Source organism: Dyadobacter fanqingshengii, from assembly GCF_023822005.2.
Taxonomy (GTDB): domain Bacteria; phylum Bacteroidota; class Bacteroidia; order Cytophagales; family Spirosomataceae; genus Dyadobacter; species Dyadobacter fanqingshengii.
Map to the genome: position 1 here is coordinate 3,219,863 of NZ_CP098806.1, position 22,593 is coordinate 3,242,455.

Annotated in this window: 10 protein-coding genes; all 10 read right to left on the bottom strand. The window is 46.6% G+C overall.

Annotation, left to right across the window (positions count from 1 at the left end; translation table 11 throughout):
• Positions 1-25: 25 nt before the first annotated feature.
• Entirely contained in the window at positions 26-2,584 is a 2,559-nt protein-coding gene (locus NFI81_RS13485) for a beta-galactosidase (protein WP_234611926.1), read from the bottom strand.
• 286 nt (positions 2,585-2,870) lie between these two features.
• Positions 2,871-6,044, bottom strand: coding sequence for a PVC-type heme-binding CxxCH protein (locus NFI81_RS13490; protein WP_234611925.1), 3,174 nt, complete (start codon positions 6,042-6,044; stop codon positions 2,871-2,873).
• A 46-nt stretch (positions 6,045-6,090) separates the two neighbouring features.
• Positions 6,091-6,912, bottom strand: a complete 822-nt coding sequence (locus NFI81_RS13495) for a ThuA domain-containing protein (protein ID WP_374759479.1) — start codon at positions 6,910-6,912, stop codon at positions 6,091-6,093.
• A gap of 222 nt (positions 6,913-7,134) precedes the next feature.
• The gene (locus tag NFI81_RS13500; protein ID WP_234611923.1) at positions 7,135-7,806 is read right to left on the bottom strand and encodes an outer membrane beta-barrel protein; all 672 of its coding nucleotides are present in this window, start codon (positions 7,804-7,806) and stop codon (positions 7,135-7,137) included.
• An 80-nt stretch (positions 7,807-7,886) separates the two neighbouring features.
• The gene (locus tag NFI81_RS13505; protein ID WP_310589228.1) at positions 7,887-9,206 is read right to left on the bottom strand and encodes a vanadium-dependent haloperoxidase; all 1,320 of its coding nucleotides are present in this window, start codon (positions 9,204-9,206) and stop codon (positions 7,887-7,889) included.
• Positions 9,203-12,517 carry a VCBS repeat-containing protein gene (locus NFI81_RS13510; protein WP_234611922.1) on the bottom strand — a complete coding sequence of 1,105 codons (3,315 nt, stop codon included), beginning with the start codon at positions 12,515-12,517 and terminating at the stop codon, positions 9,203-9,205. Before NFI81_RS13510 ends, NFI81_RS13505 begins: the two co-directional genes overlap by 4 nt.
• A gap of 141 nt (positions 12,518-12,658) precedes the next feature.
• Entirely contained in the window at positions 12,659-14,263 is a 1,605-nt protein-coding gene (locus NFI81_RS13515) for a SusD/RagB family nutrient-binding outer membrane lipoprotein (RefSeq protein WP_234611921.1), read from the bottom strand.
• A gap of 8 nt (positions 14,264-14,271) precedes the next feature.
• Positions 14,272-17,379: a SusC/RagA family TonB-linked outer membrane protein gene (locus tag NFI81_RS13520; protein WP_234611920.1), complete on the bottom strand. Its 3,108-nt coding sequence runs from the start codon at positions 17,377-17,379 to the stop codon at positions 14,272-14,274.
• 243 nt (positions 17,380-17,622) lie between these two features.
• Positions 17,623-20,931 (bottom strand): VCBS repeat-containing protein, encoded by a 3,309-nt coding sequence (locus NFI81_RS13525; RefSeq protein ID WP_234611919.1) that lies wholly within the window; start codon positions 20,929-20,931, stop codon positions 17,623-17,625.
• A gap of 97 nt (positions 20,932-21,028) precedes the next feature.
• The gene (locus NFI81_RS13530) at positions 21,029-22,579 is read right to left on the bottom strand and encodes a SusD/RagB family nutrient-binding outer membrane lipoprotein (RefSeq protein ID WP_234611918.1); all 1,551 of its coding nucleotides are present in this window, start codon (positions 22,577-22,579) and stop codon (positions 21,029-21,031) included.
• Between the last annotated feature and the right edge of the window lie 14 nt (positions 22,580-22,593).

Consider the following 22,593-nt stretch of genomic DNA (forward strand, 5'->3'; position numbering starts at 1 on the left):
TTTAATGTCTAATTACTTTAACCGTCTAATTCACAACCACTTTATGCCTAACCTGCGTAGTGCCGTATCCCGCATTAAGGATATATAAACCTGGCGTAAGCTTCGCTTTCGCTTTCACCGTCAGCTTGTCAGGCCCATCCTGCTCGGTCATGACAGGAACATTCCTCCCTGTGATATCATTCAGGGTGACTTTGGGTGCTATGCCCGTGTATTGCAACGAAATAACGCCTGCCGTCACCGGATTTGGATACAATGTAACCCTATCCAATGTTTCGAAGCCTGCTGAAATGATTTTCGAGTAAGCAAATGTGTTGTCCTGATCCACCATTTTTAACCGATAAAGGTTTTCGCCTGCCAGCGGATACGGATGGAGAAAGTTGTATGTTTTCAAAGCCTTGCTCTCGGCAGAGGCAGCTACTTCGCCTATTTTTGTCCACTGTTTGCCGTCAACCCCATGCTGGATTTCGAAATGGTCGCTGTTTGTTTCTTCGGAAGTCTGCCAGTTCAGTGACACTGCATTCTCTTGTTTTTTGCCGCTGAAATTAACCAGTGTTACCGGCAACTGCCCGGCATTGTGAGCGGAAATGTAGAAAGATGAGAATCCATTTACATCGAACCGGATCCGCCACAAATTAAGTGTTGCATCCCATTGAATGTCATTGTCATTTGGATCAATGATCCTGTCCGGGGCACCGGAAGTCATGTCTCCCTTCCATTGTAAAACACGAAGATTGGCCTTACTGGCATTATCTGAGCTGTTTACAGGCAGTTTTTCTGAACTCGCTACATTAAATGCGGTAAGCTCGTCCTGGCTCACATATAGGGTGACATTTGCGTTGCCTGGATTCGTACCGCCCGGAACCAGCTTGAAGTGGCGTTGTACTAACGGCTGGTCGCCGTGAATGGTCACCTGCGGATCAACTGTTACAGTGGCCGTAAACTTATCATTGCCGTTGGTTAACCCATTGCCCTTTACCGTTCCGATCAACTTGCAGTCGGAACCGGTTAAATGAAAATATTTGCCATCCGGAATGATAGAGGCTGCTTGCGCGCCATTCCCAGCCAGTGACAAATCTTTGTAGAAACAGCCGGGCTGGACCACATTGTTTTGCATCATAATGCTGACAGGCTTGCCTCCGCCGTTATCGAATGTGCTTCTCCATTTCTTGTAAGCTTCGCAGTCGTTTGCATAACTGTCGCGCTGGGTGTAGCAACCGTCGTTGTCGATCATGCTGGAAAGCGTGAAGTTCTCTGAGCTTGTTGCGGTGGGTGTGGTAACATTTTTGTTTTTCACCCACTGCGAAGTCAGCGATTTCAGCGTGTTCACCGCGTCTGGATTTTTCAAGGCATTTTCCAGATAGAACAATGTTACTATCTGGGCTCCGTGTGTATAGCTTTCAGTAGTCAGGTTGACGATTGACTGCGTTCCTGTTACATACGCAGCCTCATTCACATATATTTTGCCAGGCAAATTGGACCGTACGAGGTCAATGGCAAAACGGTGGTCATAAAAAATATCGTCATTAATTTTCACCCCATCCAGTTCAGCGCCGATTTCGTTGAAAGGGAGTGTACCGCGCGATCTGGAAAGCTTGTCGTAAACAGATCCGTGATGCGCCAGCACTTTGATGTTGGAATCAATTCCTTTTACCGTGTTTTTGAAAAGGTTGTTAATCTCTTTCAGCACCTGTGTACGGAATGCAAACCAGTCTGTGCCGTCTGCGCCGGTGAATGTTGTGTTGGAAGGCCTTTTCGGGCCAACATTATTGAATGAGGAATGATTGGTGCCCCATGCGGAATTCAGATATTCGATATGCCCATATTTGCCTTTAAGCCAGTTTCTGTAAGCATTGGTCATTGGTGCGGAGTAATCCGTCAACGCGCCGCTCATATCCAGAGGTTGCTCGTAGTGATATTTCGTTGAGCCCATCTCGAACTCTCCTTCGCCCTGGCGAGAATAGATCAGGCTCACATACAGCAGGTTATTCTGTTCCTGCACATATTTATAACGCTGGATCACTTTTGTAGCAAATGCCGTAATCCGGTCACGCGTCGATTGCGCGGCCAGGGAGGTCATTACAAATTGAAGGTTGATGTTGGGCCGGATAGGGCCTCCCTGTTTTTGAAAAACAGCGTCCTGACCATTGTAGTTGGCCACCATGACGCGGTCTTCCTTTTTCCAGCCATCGCCGGTGTCGACTCCGTAACGATCAGAAATTCCGTTGGTAACGTCATCACCAGTGCTGACCGCAATGTTTATCGCGACTTTCATTCCCAGCGAAGTGGCCAGGTTGATCTGGTCATCATACTGCTTCCACACATTGTAGTTCTGCCCGTTCTCCGATTTGAGGATCCTGGAAATCTTGCCTTCAATGGTTCCCCATTGAATAGTAAGCGCTACCGCATTACACCCAATGTCCTTAGCGGATTGGATGGTTGTTAATGACGGGCTGTCATTTTCGTTGACCAAAGAAACGGCGAAATAGCGAGGTTGCTGTGCTGACGAGTCGAGCGGGACAAAGAAGAGAGACAAAGAGAAGAAAAGTATGCTAATCTGCCAATTTACGAATATACGTTTTTTCATATTTTACAATCACCTACCAGTTACAAATTATTCGATCCATAAATATAAATAATTCTACTATACGGCTATATATTTTTTTATTTTTTTCGCATTATTTGAAAAAATAATACTATTCCGGCATTTGGATGAATGTTCGGCCGCTTTCAATGATTAATCGGCGAAAAAATCGGTAGGAAGGCAATATTTTGGTGTCAGAATTAGCCTATTCTGCTAAGGATGAGATATAAAAAAAAGGATATTTCCTGTCGCCAGAAAATATCCTTACTACATTGAATTTTTGCTTTAATTACATTTTTTCCAACGGATGCTCTTTAAGGAGCTGATCCGGGGAATAGAAGTCCTTCTTACTCTCGGTAGCCGCACGCACCTGTTTTACTTTGTCCGGCATGATCGCCGGGCCCTTGTTCCCAAAGGAGTTTCGGACATATGTCAGCACCGCGGCCATCTCCTCGTCATTAAGCAATCCGCCAAATGGCGTCATCGGCACCTGACCCGGATATTTCTGCCCATTTACCTCAATGGGTCCCAGTAAACCTTTCAAAGCCAGCTTAATTAATCTTTCATCATTGCCCAGCACCCAGTTTGTGCCCGTAAGCGGCGGAAAGCCCGAAGCCGTAAGCCCTTTTCCGTCAGGCTGGTGGCAGGTTGCGCAGTAACCTTCTTTGGCATAAATAGTTTTTCCTAATGTGAAGAGTTCGAGTGCTTTGCCTTTCAGTGCCGATTGCGTCACTACCTGTTTTTCCTTCTTCATATTCTGGCCGTTAAGGTGCGCCAGGGCTCCGTCATAAGCATGGATTGTCCACTCGTCTAACGGCATCTTTTTCGCCTCTGCCAGCACGGCAAGACCTTTTTCCTTTTCTATCCACGATGCTGCAACGATGGCAACCAGCCTTACACGGCTATTTTCGTCCCGTGCGGCCTGCATTAATAATTCTGCCTGATCCGGAACCTGATGGCCCGTGTAGCGCACAACCTGGACAGCCGCTGCCCGTGCGTGATAATCTTTTGCTTTCAAAACCTGCTTCAGCAGCTTTTGATCCACTTTATTCAAACCCCAGCTAACCCAAAGGCCTTCCAGCAAATGGTGCTCATATTTTGGATCATTTTTATCAAGTCCTGCGACCCAGGTATTTAGTTTAGCTAAAACCTGCGTAGCGTCACGTCCTCTCAGCTCGCGTCTGGTTCTGTAACGGGTGCGGTATTCGGGTAATTTTAAGTTTTCCAAAAGTTCTTCAATGCTTGCCCCATCCACTTTTGCAGGCTTAACCAATGGTCGTGAAGGATATGTGACACGGTAAACGCGGCCGTGCGAGTGGTCACGCAAAGGGTCACGGGCATTGTGCTGCATGTGACCGATGAGGATATTGTGCCAGTCGATCAGATAGAGCGAACCGTCCGGTGCAAACTCCATGTCCACGGGACGGAAGTTGCGGTCCTCGCTTACAATAAGGTCCATCCGGTGCGTGCTCTTATAGCCTGTGCCGTCATCTTTTAATGTATGTTCTTTGCTTCCCAAAAACCCTATGGTGTTGTTGATCAAAAAATCACCCTGCAATTCATCCGGGAAATGGCGGCTCGAAACGAATTCAAGTCCCGAAGTTGGCCTTACCCTGTGTTTTTCTTCAATCAGCTGAACCGATTTGTGGCTGGCTTCTCCATAGCGCGGCAAGATCGAGCCCGGCATCATCCATCGCACGTCGGGACTGGAAGTTTCCGCAAAAAACGGCTGTCCCCATTCATCGAAAGCGATTCCCCAAGGGTTAGGAATGGAAAGCTGCGCAGTGCGTTCCAGTTTTTTGCGCTGCGGTGTATATCTGTAAAAACCGCCGTTCGTCGCGCGTACAGGGCCATAAGAGGTTTCCACATTGGTATGTAAAAATACGCCTTCACCCGAGTAAATGGCGCCTGATGGGTCCACAGTAAACGCATGGCTGTTGTGGTGCGTATCGTGGTCGTCAAATCCGCTTAGCAGGATTTCATTTTTGTCCGCTTTATCATCCCCATTTGTGTCCGTATACAATTTCAGGTTGGTTCCCTGAGAAATGTACACGCCTTCCGGCGCGATTTCAAAGCCGAGCGGCAAATGCAGGCCATCTGCAAAAACGGTTTGCTTATCCGCTTTCCCATCGCCATTTGTATCTTCCAGAATAATGATCTTATCGTCCGGTTTTGTATCTCCCGGCTTGTAATGCGGGTAACTTGGCATGGTCGCGATCCAGAGACGGCCTTTGTTATCGAAGGACATCTGCATAGGCTTCGCCAGGTCAGGAAATTCTTCTTCCGATGCAAAAAGCTCGATTTTATAGCCTTCCGGCACTTTCAGCTTGGCAAGCGCGTCTTTTCCATACAAGTATTCAAGGCTTCCGTTCTTTTCAGGATTGAAATTCGTCTTTACAGGAGGCAGTGGTTTTGTGTTTTTATCAGCCGCCGCGAGATCGGTTTTCTCCCCTTTTGACGCCGCGAGCCAGATTGCCTTATCCCGGATGTCCGTCATTTCACGAATCTTTTCAATTTCGGCAGGATAATTGTCCTGGCCAAAAGGGTTATAACGACGGCCATAAACGTGCACCCCGTTTGGAATTTTAAAATCGTTATGCCACATCCAGTTTTTCTCATCCACCGCATCGTGGACCAGTTTCCGGTTCGCTTCTGCCTTGGGTGATGCTTTGCCAAACACCTGATCGGCCAGCAGAACACCCAGTTTTTTATAACCCGCCGCATTCAATTGTGAACCGTCAATGGTCAGATCTTCTTTGCTATCGGCATACCATTGTTTTGAAGGTGTAAATGCGTCCACAAAAAGCACATTGTTTTTGGCAGCAATTTCCTTCATGCCTTTTGTGTAAAGCGCCAGGTTTTCATTTTCCTTTTTGCCGTTAGGGAGATCCAGCTTTGCCGAAAGATCTTCAAAAGCGATGGGCGAAACGATAGCCAGCTGGGGCGCTGCGGTTCCATTGTATTTCTGGCTCAATGTGTATTTGATAAACGCATCCAGCTCGGCTTTGTAATTTTCAAGCCCTTCCTTTCCCTGAAATGATTCATTGTAGCCAAAAAAAGCAATGATAACATCCGTTTTCAGGCGGGTTAACCATTGATCCGGCGTTTCGAAATGCCCTTCACTTTGCGATGGATTTGCGTACTCGGTCTGAAATTTCTCTGCGCCCGGAAATGCCCAGGGTGAATTGCGGCTCGCGTGCGGCCTGAAACCCGGCGTGTCGCCTCCATCGCACATATTGCGAATATAGAGCATGTCCTCGGGATAGCGGACCTGCAATTCCGTTTCGAAATTGTCGTAGTTCATCATCCTGGAACCCAGGTTGTTCCCCAGCAAAACAATGCGGGAGCCTTTCTTAATGGGAATGGATGCAGATTGGTTGAATTTGAAAGCACTGAAAGCGATAATGATCAGTCCGAACACTATGAGCGATATGTGTATACTGATTTTTTTGGGTTTAGACATTTCGGTTGGTAAACTTTAAGTGGGGATTCAGGATGTATTCTTTCGATTATTTTGCCTCTCTATACTGAACATTAATGTCCATTTTGCCTTTCCATTTCGGGATTTTCAAACCCAATTCCCAATGTATGGCGTTGATAACCAGCTTTTGAAACGATTCGATCTTAAAATCGTCCGGATGGCCCAATGTGGTCATGAATATTTTGGCACCAAATGAATTGGTCCCGGTCCAGGCAACCGGGTTTTCAACTGCTTCTTTGTCGGGATCGACAGATTTGCCCATTAATAATAATGTAGAACCTTTGGTAGGATAATCCGGGAGCACTCTGTAAAGCCAGGATCTTGCGTGAAAAGGCGTGGTAACTCCTGTCAGGATCGGATTTTTGGCCTGATCGGGAATGGTTGTCACATCCGTGCTGCTCTTATGCCCGTAATGTGTATGCTTGGCAGCGCCGCCCCAGCCCGGAGGCGAGTTTAATGCGAATTCGCCAAACGCATTCCATTTTTCATTTTCATTTCCTTTGGGATAATTAAATGCATGCGTCGTGGTCCGGAAGCCCATCAATGGCTTTTTGGTTTTCAGGTAAGCGTCGATAAAAGCAAGTTGTTCTTTGGGAAGCTGTCGCCAGCGAAGATAAAAAACGGCAAGATCGGCATCTTTCAAAGCTTCCAGACCGGGAATGTCGTTTTCGCTGTTAGGGCCGGGATAGGCTTTCAGCACAATGGTTTTCATCCCGTAATTCTTTTCCAGTTCGGCGGCGATGAGCGGCAATGTTTCTTCCCCGCTGTATTCATGATCGCCGGTCACGAACACGACCACCGGCTTCTTGTTTTTGTTGGCAGATTGGGCAAATGTTGCGTGGCCAAGCATTAAAACGCCGAACAACAATGCGAAGGAGAAAAAGCAACGCTTAATTACATGCATGGTGAAGAAATTTAGGACTGAATCTGGACTGTAGAAATATAATGTAAATAACCCGATAAACTACTGTCTTCCTATTGAAGACTGATTCATCCCATTTTTCCCTTACTTTTTCATAGAACTTTACAACATTGGCATAAAAAACCAGAGAATGCATTCAGCAAGAGCCTTTTAAAAAAAACTGAATCCAACAGAAAATGAGAACCTGGAAAGGTCTACGCTGTCGTCTTTGGACAGATGAAGCGTTTCTGTACTGAAGTCTGTTTTACGCTGCAGACGGTAAATGGCGCCCATCATGGCGGAACCGGTGAGGTTTAGCGCAAATTTTTGGGTAAAACGGTGTTCAAATCCTACGCTAACGCCCCAGCCCATTGTTTTACCATTGAATATGAATTGATTGTCGCCCGCCTGCGTTCGGTTGCGGTAAGGCTGGTAACCGAGCAAAAATGAAGTTAAAACGGCATTTCTGGGGTTTTTCATGACAGCCTTGTGAATGATCTCTCCACCCAGGAACTGGATTGCGACATCTTCCGTCAGTTCATTTTCCTGGCTGGCTTTGCTCTGATAACGATCGTATTTGACGCCGAAGCCCACTTTTCTCCAAGGAAAATAGGCCACTTCGCCGCCATAAGAAATGCCTGATTTGAAGTCTTTAATGTATCGCTCCCGCTCCGCACTGATCTTTCGCCCCGACCTGAAAACGCGCTGACCATAACCACCATTGACACCAAACTTCCACTTGGAGTCTGCCGACTGCAACTCCTTTTTTGCCGTTTCCTGTGCATGCAGGTGCATGCATGGCAAGCATGTGAGCAGGAGCAAAATGATTGTTATTCTCTTCATTACGTGAGTAAGCCTGAATGCACGGTTCCAAAACTACTGATTTAGCAGCAAAAATGGGCGGCCTATAATTCTGATATTTGTCAAATGGCCGGTTTTACTCCATTTGCCTTCAATTTTTCCACTATAAAATTCCCGATCGCTTTGCCTTGGCTCTGACCGTTTTCAATAGCGTCGCGGTAATGGATGCCGCCGTAAAGCCTGGAAATAGCAGCTTCCTCCGCCGCCTGCCTGAACGATTTGAAATCACGTGTTGGCAGATCAAAAATAACTTCCGTATCATCACGGAAAGCAAAGTTATCGCCCAAAAGATAGGTTAATGTTTCCGAAACGGCAGTGGAAATGACGCTATGCCCGCTGGTATATTCCGGAAAAGGTGGTGTTTGCAGCAGCGGCTGCCACTTTTGATCAATGTAACGCGTGATGACCGTCTCGGGCCGGACGCGGCTGCTGCGGTATTTTTCGTCCCAGCAGCTGATGAACGAATCCATTAATGTTGCCGCGGCTAAGGCATGGATCATAATGCCTTTATCCAGATCCAGGCCTGCTTTGGTGGTGGCAATGCTGGTAATGTTCATCCAATGTCCGCCCGGACTTATTTTTTTAAAACCAATGGACATATGACCGGATGTGTTGATCGCAAACGGATTGCAATCCCAGTAGGATGCGATAAAGCGCTCTTTTTCAGACAGATTTCTGCCTACATGATACACTTCCTTTGAAAGTTTGTAGAATTCGCTGGTGCTGTCCTTGCTGAATTCAACCGGCGGTTTGGGCACAAATTGGTTGCAGGAGTCAATCAGGATCGGCCGGATCGTTTTCCAATGCGGTTCAATGCCCTCCATATATCCCGGCGGCGTTGGATACCAATATGCTTCGCCTTTTTTAGGCCTGTAACGCAACCTTGTGCTTAATTTCAGGTAACCGTCCGTGTTGGCATGGGTCACTATTTTCTTCGCCACTTCCTGTGCAACAGCGATTGCATCGTCAATGGTTTTTTGCGAATGTCCTTCCCTAAGCAATGCAATGATGAGCTTTTTCTGGTCTTCTTCCAGCATATAGCCAGAGGGAAGAATCAGCCTGCCCGTTTCCAGAATGCAGTACAGCGCAGCGATCTGATAATTGTAACCAGCCTGGGCTGTAATGGCAACGGGCTGAATGTTTGGGATAAACTTTGTAGGAGATACAATTTGCTTGTTGTGTTGCGCCACAATCTCATAGGCTCCCATGAGGCAATGCGTGTAAAACCGGCTTGCCGCCGGCGGGTTCACCACGTCGTGGATCATGACCATCGTGATGGAAAAAACGGCAGGCTGCAAATGTGTCCGCAGTTCTGCCTTCGTTTTTTGTGCCACCGCGATCTGGCTCAACAGCAAGGCCAATATTAAAAATAAACGGATCACTTTGCTCTTTTATAAAATTGTAATGACTGGTTAAATGCACCGATAACCAGACAGGGTTCATTGTTAATGTCAATTTGAATACAGGACTTCACGTCACCAACGACAGACAATCCCGAAAGCGGCTGGGCTATGTAGGCGAACCCGCCTTTACCGTCCCCCGCCAGCACACAGCCATAATTGGCATCCATACTCCCGATTTTCAGCCGGTTATCCGTCTTATTTCCCAATAAAAGCAGATCGGTTTTCCCGTCCTGATTATAGTCGCCGGAAGCGATCATGGTTACCGGCGCGAACTGTGCGTGAACGGGTAAGGGTTGTTTTTCAAACATTCCGTTTTTGTTCAGAAAGCACATGGAGCGCATTTCTGTCACTTCCAGTTTGGTTGCATTGCTCAGGTCCTCTGCGGAAAACATATTGTTGATCGAAGCATTTGCATAGTCCTTATAGTAGGGAAATTTCTTGCGCATGGGGTAGATCTGATCATTGAGTTCATCGCGGCTTACAAAGGGATAGGATTTTCCCTGCACATAAAAGCTGAAAAACGGGTCAATGGAGCCGTTTTTGTCAAAATCCGCATAATACAGTTCTGCGGGCTCTTTTTCGGATGCTTTGATTTGCGAATTCAAGCCCATGTTCCCGGCTACAATGTCAAGCTTTCCGTCCTGATCCAGATCACTGATAAATAATGACGACCAGAAACCGGACTCTTCGCGTTTGAAAAACTTCAATGTGTTGTCTGTGAAATCATTATTATTGAATGAAAAAACCTTGATAGGCATCATTTCCCCGCAAATAACCAGCTCAACATTTCCGTCCGCATCCAAATCCGCCCACTGCGCATCCGTTACCATGCCTATTTTGAAAAATGGCGAATCCTTCACCTTATAGTTGCCTTTTCCATCATTGATCAGCAAGTAGGAAACGGGTGTTTCGGGATAACGGCCAGGGATAATGCGGCCGCCGACAAACAAATCCTGATCTCCGTCTTTATCAAAATCAAATGCGCGGACGCAGGATTTGCTGCTGGATTTCAGGTTGGGCAGAGACAAAACGGACAGGTTAAGCTTGCCTTTTCCGTCGTTCAGATACATTTCGTCCTGTAACGAAATGGTGTTTGGCTCAAACATGGAATAACCGCCTTTGGCCACATACAGGTCGTCAAAACCATCGCCATTTGCATCAAAGAAAATAGCGGAAGTGGCCGCTGAAATATTCTCGTCACCGACCGCAAAATCAGGCATTTCCCTGAATGTTCCGTCCTTTTGCTGCAACCAGATTCTGGCTTGTTTGTTTTGATCTCCGCTCACGAAAACATCCTCCAAACCATCTTTATTCACATCACCTTTCGCCACAATCGGGCCAGTCTGTGAATACATGGTCAACATTAACGGCTGCCGTTTGAAATCATTTTCATTGAAACCCTCGTGCTGATAGGCAATGCTGCTGTTCTGTTTTTGAAAGATAGGCGCCATTTTTTTTGCTGCTAATGGCTTTACATTCGCTTTCCCGGATTTTTCAAGGACCAACAACTGGTTTGTTTTCACCTCTTTCAGCAACTCAGTCGCACCGTCCGGCCAGATCACTTTCACGGAATCAATGGAAGTTATTTTTTCCATCCCAAAATGCAGCCTTGTGGGTGTGCACGACAGGTAACCGCGGTTGGGATTGACTTCCTGATATTGCTGTGTGCCTTTTGAATAAGTATAAACCTTGGCCCCTACTGCATTTCCGTTGGCCCCTTTGTCTTTGAGCTTAATCTGAAACCAGGCATTGCCCGCTTGCTCCTGCCCCATGTTTTGGTATACAAAAGCGGGATCATTAATGTTGTTTACCACCAGATCCAGGTCGCCGTCGTTATCCAGATCTGTGTAAACCGCACCGCTGGAAATAGCGGGTTGCGCCATTCCCCACGGCTCCTGCATTTTGGTGAAGGTAAGATCTTTGTTATTTCTGAAAATATAGCTCGCCAGCTTGGTAGAAGGCATTGCCCGGATCAGGTCCATCAATTGAAACGGCTCCTTATCCACTGCCCTTCTGATTTTGTAATCGCCCCAATATTTGAGAAAATCCTTATTGGTATAATCCCTTAAATAACCATTGGAAACGAAAAGATCCTTATAACCATCATTGTCAAAATCCGCGAGCAGCGGACTCCAACTCCAATCCGTGTTCGACACGCCTGAATACTGGGCAATCTCGCTGAATGTGCCGTCTCCATTGTTGAGCTGCAACATGTTGCGCATGTATTGCTTGTGCAGTTTCTGGTTCATCATGAGCTCAAATGCTTCATAATTTTCCTGCAACTGCAATAATTTCTGTCGCTGGTTGTCTTCGGGCAGCATATCCAGCGACATGACGTCGGGCAAGCCGTCATTGTTGAAATCAGCAATGTCGATCCCCATCGAGAATTGCGCTAAATGTCTGAAATACTGTTGGGTAACGTCACTGAATGTGCCGTCTTGATTGTTGATATATAGATAATCCGACTCGTTGTAATCGTTGGTCACGTAAATGTCTTGCCAGCCGTCCTGGTTCACGTCCGCAATGGCCATACCCAGCCCGAATGTGAGCGGATACTGGTGAATACCAGCCTTTTGGGTAACTTCCTTAAATTTGTTTTTTTGATTTTCAAATAGTTTGTTGCCTGCGAGCATGTCCGTTTCCTGCTTGAACTTTGCAAGCTCCATATTGTCAATTTTCTTGACGCTATGATTCAAAAGCATCATATCCAGGTCGCCGTCGTTGTCGTAGTCAAAAAATGCCGCTTGTGTGCTGTAACTGATATTATCCAAGCCATACTCGGCGGCTTGTTCCAGGAATTTGAGATTTCCCTGATTGATGAAAAGCTGGTTCTTGCGTTTTTCATCGTCCACTTTGCCTGAGTAGCAAATGTAAATGTCCAGCAGGCCGTCGCCGTTCACATCGGCCATGGTAACGCCCGTTTTCCAGCCGCCCTTCCGACCTTCCAAACCTTTTCCCGCTGAATTCGTAATGTCTTTGAATTTCAAAGCCTGCCCTTTTGTCCCTCCCAGGTTAATATAAAGCTTATTCGGCCCCATGTTTGAGGTGAAGAAAAGATCTTCGAAACCATCATTGTTGATGTCACCGACCGCCACGCCGCCGCCGTTGTAAAAATATTCATACGACATCACATTCTGGCCTTCATCTTCAATGATCGAATTGACGAAGGTAATGCCCGTTTGTTTGGCAGGAAGCAATTGAAACAATGGCCGCTGCGCTCTGACCGCAGCAAGTTGAACAGTCAGAAACAATACAAAAACCAGGTAACGAGTGGGCTTTTTTGTATGCATTAAGCTATTTTGACTGTTAGGAGAGGAAGATATTCGTAAAATAAAAAACTCCAACGAAAGGTTGAAGTTAAAACTTAGTGCAATCAATTTGTTTGAAAGCGGTAAGAAAATTTACATTTCTTACCGCTTTAATTTCATTTTTTATTTATCCCACCAAATACGTGAAACCCAGTTGTCTCCGCTGGCAAGTCTGCCCACTGCGTCACTGTAGTTAGCACTGTTTTGCGTTGCTTCCGTTGTTGGATACGGTTGTCTTCTTGGAATTGCGCCTCCTGAGAAGTTACCCACATAATTTACCGGAGTCAGCACCGGGAAACCAGAGCGTTTCCAGTTATGCCAGGCTTCTGAAAAGTTGAACAACGTTCCAGTTGTTGCCCAGATCTGCTCATTGATTTGTTTCAATGCATTGGCCGCAACCAGTGGATTGGCTGTTGCGTAGGCATCCGCAGTTGCTGCAGGGATTTCCACCGTTGCACCGTATTTACCAAGCGACTGGATTCCGGCAGAAACACCGTTTTTATAATGCGCTGCCGCTGTTCCGCCTACTGCATAACCTCTTGTAACAGCCTCGGCAAGAAGCAATTCTGTCTCTGCATAAGTCAGCACAAAAAGCGGTGCACTTCTTCCGCGGAATGCTGCTACCGGACGTGAGTATTTGCCGATTGGTGTAACATTGGCACCGGCTCCTGTTCCGCCTGGATAGCCAGCCGTTTTACTGATATCCGTAGCGCCACCGTTCATGTCGTAGCCATTTGGAAGACCCAATTGCGCCGCCGGTGCTGTGTTACCAGCCGTTGTGAATTCCTGATTGGCTGTTAAACCCGCCGCAGGCACTTCTGCTATTTTGCCTAAACGCGGATCATTATTGGCTCTCAGATAATCGATCAAAGTTTTGCTCCATCTTACCTGATAAATGTCCGCTGGTGTAGACAAAGCTGCACCGTTTCCATTGGTATAACCATTTGCATCATCCATTACCACATAAGCATCGTCTGCAACGCTCGCGAATGTTCCGCCTGCTGCTGCTTTTTCTGCATAAGTTTTAGCTGTGGCAGGATCTGCTTTTGTCAGGCGCATTGCCAGTTTCAGCATCAGCGAGTACCCGTACTTTTTCCATTTTGTAATGTCGCCTTTGTAACCTGCGAAAGAATCATTGGTAGGAAGTGCCGCGTCTGCGCTCAATGCTGCCGTGGCCGTTTCAAGCCTGGTTAGCAAGGATTTGTAAACCGATTCCTGCGTGTCGTAAACCGGAAGCGTAATGCCCGATTTCGCTTGCAAAGCCTGCGTGTAAGGCACATCTCCGTAAGTATCCGAAATGTTGGAAATGCATTGCACCTGCATGATGATCGCAATGTTCATCAGGTTAGCCAGTGCAGGCTTGTCTTTCGTCAGCTGCTCCATCTCGTATGCAAGGCTTGCAGCACGGAAGTCTGTGTTCCAGGTGCTGGCCAGGTAGGAGTTTGTGTTGCTGGAAATCACATATTTGTCTCCATTGGAATAGTAGTTAGCCGCACCGGAAGTAGTTGAAGCCAAAATCTGCATCCACATGCTTTGGAATAAAATACCACCATTGTAACCTGCTGTGGCCGCTACGTGGTTTTGTTGAACAGATGGCAGCAACAGGTTCGCATCGAAACTTTCGCCGGATGCCTTTGTAGGGTCGGTGTTGAGTGCATCAAAGTCGTCTGTACAAGACAATGGAAGCAATCCCGCCAGTATAATTATTGTTAACAGTCTCTTTTTCATATTGCTTATCATTTAAACTTGAAGTTTACGTTCACACCGTAGTTGCGTGATGCCGGCAAACTGGTTCCTTCAATACCTGCATATCTCAGGTTAGCTCCAAAAGTTGCTTCCGGGTCAATGTTGGTTGTTTTCTTCATCAGGTAAAACAAATTCCGCCCTACCAGTGAAATGTTCACGGCACGGATCAAAGGCCATTTCTCTACCATTTTTGCGGGAAGATTATAGCCCAATGTGATCTGGCGTAGCTTGATAAAGTCGCCGTCAACAACGCTTAAACCCGTAACATTGTTGGACAATGCAGTGTAGTAATTCTGAGCAGTGGCCGTTACCGTATTGGCAGCGCCTGATTCAGATACGCCTGTTGTGATGCCGCCTTCTCTGCCTTCCAGTGTTGCTTTGTGCAATCCGCGTCTGTAAGCGTAGTTTTCAGTTGCAGAGAGGATTTTGTTTCCAAAATTGTAGTCAACCAGGAACGACAAATTCAGGTCACCGAAACGCAGATCGTTGTTCAAACCACCGTAAAGTGTTGGCAAAACGCTGCCGTAGCTTTTCAGCTGGTCGCTGCGAACCGGTAAGCCCGATGCATCCACGATGATCTCGCCATTGCCTGCATATTTGTAGTCATAAGCACGGATCTGCGGGCCAGCTTCTCCTACTACGAACGCCGTAACAGCATTACCCAATGTTGCACGGTTAGATCCCAAAGTGATCTGGTTGTTGTCTGCATCTGTGCTCAGGATCTTGTTTTTAACAGAGGTCAGGTTGAATGAAACATTCCAATCAAATTTGCTCGTTTTCACTGGTGAACCCGTCAACATGACTTCCAAACCACGGTTTTGAACAGAGCCCGATCCAATCACACCTCTCACGTAACCGGTTGCGCTGCTATAATTGGCAGGCATGATTTCGTTTTTTGTTTTTTGTTCATAATAAGCAAGATCCAATCCCAAACGGTTTCCGAAGAATTTCAATTCAAGACCAAATTCAACTTCGCTCTTTGTAAATGGTTTCAGGAACAAGTTGGGAAGCTCGTCGCTGAAATTACCCGTGGCTACACCATTGAATGCATTTCCAACACCGTAGTAAATGGCTGTACCATAAGCCGTTGCAGGCTCACCGCTTGTGCGGGCGTACGATGCGCGTACTTTACCAAAGCTCAGTTCAGGAATCCGCAAAACGTCCGTGAAAATGAATGCTCCCGTAACCGAAGGCGTGAAAATGCTTCTTGCTGCGCTTGGCAACGTCGAGTAAGTGTCGTAACGTCCGGTTGTGCTCAGGTTCAAGATGCCTTTGTAACCCAGGTCAACATTGTAGTAAGCAGACTGAACTTCTGTATTACTTACTTCGTAGTTACGGTTGAAATTCACGACGTTGTTCCAGCTGTACAAATACGGAAGCACGAAAGGGCTACCGCCAACCTGCACTTTTTCATAATTGTTTTTGCGAAGGTTCGCACCAACGATCGCGTCAATGCTGAAATCGTCAGCGCCGAAAGTTTTGGTAAAACCAACCAGACCGTCTACGTTAAGCTCTGTCCGCTGTGCATTGGACAATTCATCCAAAGCGCCTTTTCCTGCATTGGAAAAACCTGTTCCCCAAGGCGTTACTTTGAAAATACGGTCATTGGCATTGTCGTAACCCATTCTAGCCTGAGCGTAAAGCCAGTCAGCAAACTGATATTTTACCGCCACTGCCGAGATCAAACGCTTCCGCGTTACATCGTTCACAAATTGATTGGTAACAAAATATGGGTTGGTAACATACTCGTCATCGCTGAAAACGATCTCTTTGCCGGTTTCTGTATTGTAACCCGGAGCAAGGATGCGCTGATCAATGTTTGTAGCCAGGAACATTCCGTTGTTGGCGTTCATAGGACCATCGCTCAAAATAGGCTTCGCCTTGATCTTTTCGTCGATGTAGTTAGCCATTACGTTGATGCTCAGCTTCTTGGTAATGTTCTGATCAGCCGTAAGGTTAACCGTTTTTCTGTCCAGACCACTGTTTTCAATGATCGACTTGTTGTCCAGGTTTGCCAATGACAGACGGAATGAGCCGTTATCACCGCCTTTTGTAACTGAAACGCTGTTCGTGAAGTTGGACCCTATGCGATAGAAATTTTTCACATTGTCCTTCTGCGCCGAGTAAGCGTAGTTTTTGCCATCAAACTGGATCACTTGCGAGCCGTCCAGTTTTGCTCCCCAGCTCATACGTGCAGTTTGTTGCGCCAATGTAGCCGTAGTTGGCTTGGCACCGCCGATTCCCTGGCCGTATTCGTATTGAAAATCAGTCATATCGCGAGGCTGATCCAATGAATAGTTCAAGTTGTAATCAACCGAAAAATCACCTTTTTTACCTGCTTTTGTTTTAACCAAAATAACCCCGTTGGATGCACGCGCACCAAACAACGCAGACGCAGCCTGACCTTTCAAAACGGTCATCGACTCGATATCGTCCGGGTTGAGGTTACCGATTCCGTCTCCGCCATCAGCGCCACCCCATTCGCCTGCACTTCCGCGCTGCGTGTTATCCATCGGAACGCCGTTGATCACGATCAATGGCGAGCCGCCTGAGTTCATACTGGGCATACCACGCATCAGGATCTTGGCTGTTCCGCCCGCCCCGCTGCTCGTTCCTTTCACGTTCAAACCAGCAACGCGTCCGGCCAATGAATTGGCTACGTTGGTTTCGCGGGCTCTTGTCATTACCTCACCACCGATGGTTGTTACCGCATAACCCAGCTTTCTGGATTCTTTGGAAATACCTAATGCAGTTACAACTACTTCTTCAAGGTTGGCAACATCAGGGACCAATTTTACATCCACAACTGATTTGCTGCCAATGCTCATTTCTTGTTTCAAATAACCTATCGAACTGAAAACCAGCACATCGGTGTCTTGCACGCCCGATACTGAGAAATTTCCCTCTGCATCCGCATTGGTTCCGCGGGTAGAACCCTTCACGGTAACGGCCACACCAGGAAGTCCCTGGTCCTTCTCATCTGACACTTTACCCGTCACAGTCCGCTGTTGGGCGTAGGCCGATAACGAAGCAAACAGCAGAAAAAACCCAAGAGGAATTAATCCCCTTGAACAGGTTTTAAATAGCTTTTCTTTCATAGTTAGGATAAATTAGTACATTAAAATTAGGTTAAAACTGGTATCTGCCGAAGATTACACTGTGTGCAACTCGGGGTGTCAAATATCCTAAGTTCTCGGCTAATTAAATAATTTTAATAAAGGATTACCAAATATTTATTTTTTTAACCTTAATATAATAAGGGAATAATTCATTTTAATAAATATTTAGTTACAGTGTAGGTGCCCGAAATTCGTTGAGAAAAAATGAAAATTACGAACGGACTATTCGAGAGGTGAGATTTTGTTGAACCGGTAGGTGACCAAACTTGCATTATTCATTGCCCCCAACAAATGCGTTACTGAACCGGAAGTTACAATAGCCAGATCCCGGACTTCGCCTGTTGTGAAAAATCCACTCCTGGCCTGCGGAATATATTGAAATGCGAGATTGCCTTTGTTCAGAAACACCTGGATCAGGTTTGCATCGCTTTTACCGATCCGGACCCGCGTTTGTTTCAGATTTCCTCCGAGGATAATGTCTTGTTTACCATCGAGATTTACATCAAAAAGCGAAATCGCATAAACGGGCGCAAACTGCGCTTCGATTGGCAATTCATGAAAGATGAGCTTCCCGTTCCGGTTTTCCAGAATGCCGCTTTTAAAGATTTTGGCACTCAGTTTTTGTGCGTTTTTCAATTTGTCGCCGGGAAGGATTTCCGAGAGCTTCGCCTTGGAGTAGGAAATGTAGTCTGTGTATTTCTTTTTGAGCGACGGAATCTGATCCAATAACTCGTCGCGGCTTGCGTACGGCATTTCTTCACCATTTTCGATCACGCCAATGACTGGCACAAGCCTTTGCAGGTTGTCGTAATCCGCAGCGTAAAGAGCCAGACTATCGGGAGATGTAAGGTTCCATTGCCAGTTTGCGCCCATGTTCCCGACCACAAAATCAACGTCGCCATCATTGTCCAGATCGGTCGGCTTGATCGTATTCCAGCAACCATTCAATCCCGCAGTTCCGTACGCGGCGCTGGCGTCAGACAGTTTTCCTGATTTATTTATGAAAACCTGAATAGGCTTCCAATCGGCAGTGAGGATCAGTTCGGGATAGCCGTCTTTGTTCAGATCCTCAAAAACAGCGTCTGTCACCATGCCGACTTTTGCTAACTGGGGCGCCAGGCGCGCGGTCTGATCAGTGAAATTTCCTTTTCCATCATTGGTATATATAAAACCGCCAGCACTTTCAGGAAATCGCCCCGGCGTTACGCGCACCCCCAGGAAAACATCCAGGTCACCATCCTTATCGAAATCCGAAACAGCTATTGTTCCTGCATTGCCAGCCAGTTTAGGGAAAGAAGTTCTTCTAAACAGACCATTCGCATTGGTATACAATCTCGGAATCAGCAGCGGATCTTCCGGATTAAGCTCATAACCAGCACTGACTATCAGCAAATCCTCATCGCCATCGCCGTCTGCATCCAGAAATGCTGCGTCCGCATCCTCATACGCTGCATCTCCTTCAAATTCTGGCTGTAAAGATTTAACCCATTTCCCGTTTTGACTGATAAATAGATTGCCTGCCTGTCCGCGTGCGCCACCCATGTAAAAATCATCCGTTCCGTCGCCGTTAATGTCTTTTTGTGCCATTTTCGGGCCCTGGTAACTGAGCATATTGGGGAGCAATGTCTGTATCCGGAAGTCATTCCTGGGATCCTCCAAATGTTTGAAATCGATGGCCGTTACGGGCTCCCAATAAGTAGGTGGTTTGCTTGAAGATTGTTCTAGCTGCTTTTTAGCGTCGGAATATTTTACGGTTAGCGGCTTGTTAACAGTCGGATTCTTTAACATTTGCTGGCTTCCGTCTGCCCAGGTAACGATTAACGAATCTATTTTATCCTCATTTCCTAATCCAAAATGCACCAGGTCCCATTGCGCCGACTGGAACCCGCGGACGGGCATAAAATTCTGAGTTTGCGTAAGCGAATCGGAGTAAAGCGTCAGTTTCGCTCCTGCCATGAATGCGTATCTGGGCGATTCCAGCTTGACTTTCAGATAATTGCTTTCAATCTTCGTTTCCGCATTGTTTTTGTATACAAAAGCCTTCTGGTTCACATTATTGGTCACAATGTCCAGATCGCCATCATTATCCAGATCAGCATAAATGGCGCCGTTGGATTGATTGGCTTTTTCAAATCCCCATTCTGCAATTTTCTTGGCGAATGTTAACCCTTTCTGATTTTGGAAAATATAATCCGGCTCGTCAATCGGCGGCATTTGGGAAATGATCTCCATTTGCGTCGGCATCTTTCCGCTCTGGCCAGCCTTAACCTGCATGTCGGTGGAGTATTTCAGGAACTCCATGTTGGTGTAGTCGCGTGCGTAACCATTGGAAACGAAAATGTCCTTCCAGCCATCATTATCAAAGTCACCCATGAGCGCGGCCCAACTCCAATCGGTGTTTGAAACGCCCGCCAGTTGCCCGATTTCACTAAAAACCGGCACGCCGTTGGCATTGACACCATTGTTCAATTGCAGCATATTCCGGGAAGTCTGGTCATGAAAACCGGCGCGGACCAGTTGCTGATATTTGTCATAATTATCATCGCCGGACGTCAGCTTAATGCGCTCGTTTGTGGCGGGGAGCATATCCAGCGTCATAATGTCCGTCAGGCCGTCATTGTTGATGTCCGCTGCATCCGTTCCCATGGAATAGAGCGAAACGTGGCCCGTGGCTTCGCGGATCACTTCTTTGAACTTGCCGTCTTTCTGGTTGAGATAGAGATAATCGTTCTCGTTGTAGTCGTTGGCGATGTAAATGTCCTGCCAGCCATCATTGTTGAAATCATTGATATTCACGCCAAGGCCAAAGCTCAGCACATTGGAAACAATGCCGGAGGAGTCTGTAACATTATTAAACCTGCCTCCATCATTACGCAACAGCTTATTGCCGTAGGCTTCATTACGCTGCTCGCGGTAACTGCTTATCAGATTACTGAAACCTGCATATTTCTGAACGGAGTGGTTCAGCAAAAAACAGTCTGTGTCTCCGTCGCGGTCGTAGTCAAAAAATACTGCTTGTGTGGTATACGATTGGTCATCAAGGCCATATTCGGTCGCCTTTTCCGTAAACGTGGGAATGCCGTCAGCGGTTTTGCCATTATTGACGTAAAGTAATTTGCTGCGCAAACGTGGGTTCTGGGCGCCGGCGCGACAAACGTAAATGTCTATCCAGCCATCGTCATTGATGTCCACGAGCGAAACGCCCGTTTTCCAGCCTTCATTCAGCCCTGCTCCGGATTTTTCAGAAACGTCTTCAAACTCAAAATCTCCTTTATTGAGATACAATTTATTGGCCACCATATTTCCGGTGAAGTAAAGATCCACCAGGCCGTCATTATTGAAATCTGCCGCTGCAACACCTCCTCCATTGTAAAAGTAACCGTAAGCCAGCACATTATTTTCCGCATCCTCCTTAATGTAATTATTGAAATCGATGCCGGTTTCACTGGATTTAAGCAGCGTAAAAAGCGTGTCTTTATGCTGGCAGGACGTAAAAAACAAGCAAATGAGGAGTATACGGCAAATGTTCATCGTAACCAGTATCAGATGTTTTATCAAAAATAAAAGATAACAAAAAGGCAGGCAATGTGCCCGCCTTTTTGTTACAATGTGAAAATTTTAAATGTTATTAAGGCTTATCCCACCAAAGTCTGGTCGCTGAGTTATCTGGTCCGCCGAGCAGCGAAATGGCCTCGGTAACGGCCGCTTGGTTCGTCTGCTTTTCACTGTCGACATATGGCGTACGTCTCACCACTGCGTCTTTTGGTGAATCAGGATTATCAGAGTTGATACGGGCATATAGTTTAGGATAACCTGTTCTGCGATACTCCGCCCATGCTTCGTGACCGTTTGGATAGTTGGCAAGCCATTTCTGCGTGATTATCTGTTCAAGCTGTTTCGCAGGGACTGTTGAGAATTTAACGGGAACATCCGTCAAAGCAGGAGATTTTACAAAATCAGCCAGAGCAACCGGAGGCGTTGTGCCATTGATGTAAGCTGTAATCGCCGCTGCATCCGCAATTCCCCACTGCTTCATAGCAATTTCAATTCCTTTTTCGTAGAAATCCTTTGCTGTTCCCGTGCCCATATTCCATCCTTTCAATGCACCTTCTGCTTTTAGGAAATAAGCCTCGGAAGCGTACATGATCGCAAACGGATTAGTGCCCTGCACTGCCGGCAAAAATGCATCTGCAACATTGGAAGTGGCGCTTGCAGCATTGATCGGCTGGCCCAGCTCTCCCTGTGTATAACCGTTGCGCAATCCTTTAAAAGTATTGGTTGTTCCTGGCACCGGTGCATAATATTTGCTGATCCGGGGATCTGAGTAACCTTTCAATACGCTTTCCATTGCCGCGCTCATCCGAAATTCGTTCCAGGCAGTAGCCTGGTTCATAGGATTGAACGAGTTGGGCGTTACTTTTAGGAAAGCATCGTCTGCATTGGTTGCCAATGTTCCGGCAGCGGCGGCGGATTCAGCCTCCGTTTTTGCCAATGCAGGCTCTGCTTCGGACATTCGCATGGCAATCCTTAGTCTCAATGTGTTGGCAAACAGGATCCATTTATTAACATCTCCCGCATAAATCTGGTCTACCGAGCCAAAAACTTTCGTGCCTTTCAGCGTTTCCAGGGTAGCTGTTGAAGCTTTCAATGTTGTAATGAAATCCTTGTAAATGAATTCCTGGCTGTCATACGGCACAGATGCTTCTCCACTGCCTACTTTGGAATAAGGAATGGGTCCCCAATAGTCTGTTCTTGGCAAATACATGTATACTTTCCAAATATTTGCCATCGCAAACTTACCTGGATTTTCATACTTGCCGCCAGGGCCTGTATTTTCCAGAACACCCAGTAATGCAGGAATGGCTGTGCCGTAGAAGTCATTCCAGGCTCCATTGAGCCAGTTACCCACCATTACATTGCGATCCGAAGAGAAACCTTGCGCTACATTGGCAAAGTACTGGCCCTGCAAATCCGCGAAAAGGCTCTGGTAAGTTTGCCAGGCTGCAAAAATAGACCGGTATTGCGCTGCTGCATATGCATTTTCTGTTCCGGACTCATCCAGTTCAGTCAGCTTGGTTGGATTTGTATTGATCTCCTCAAAATTTCCCGTGCAGGAATAAGTTGCCGCTGCGACAGTTGTAAGGAGAGCGAACGATAATATTTTATAGCTCCTTTTCATTTTTCAGATTTACA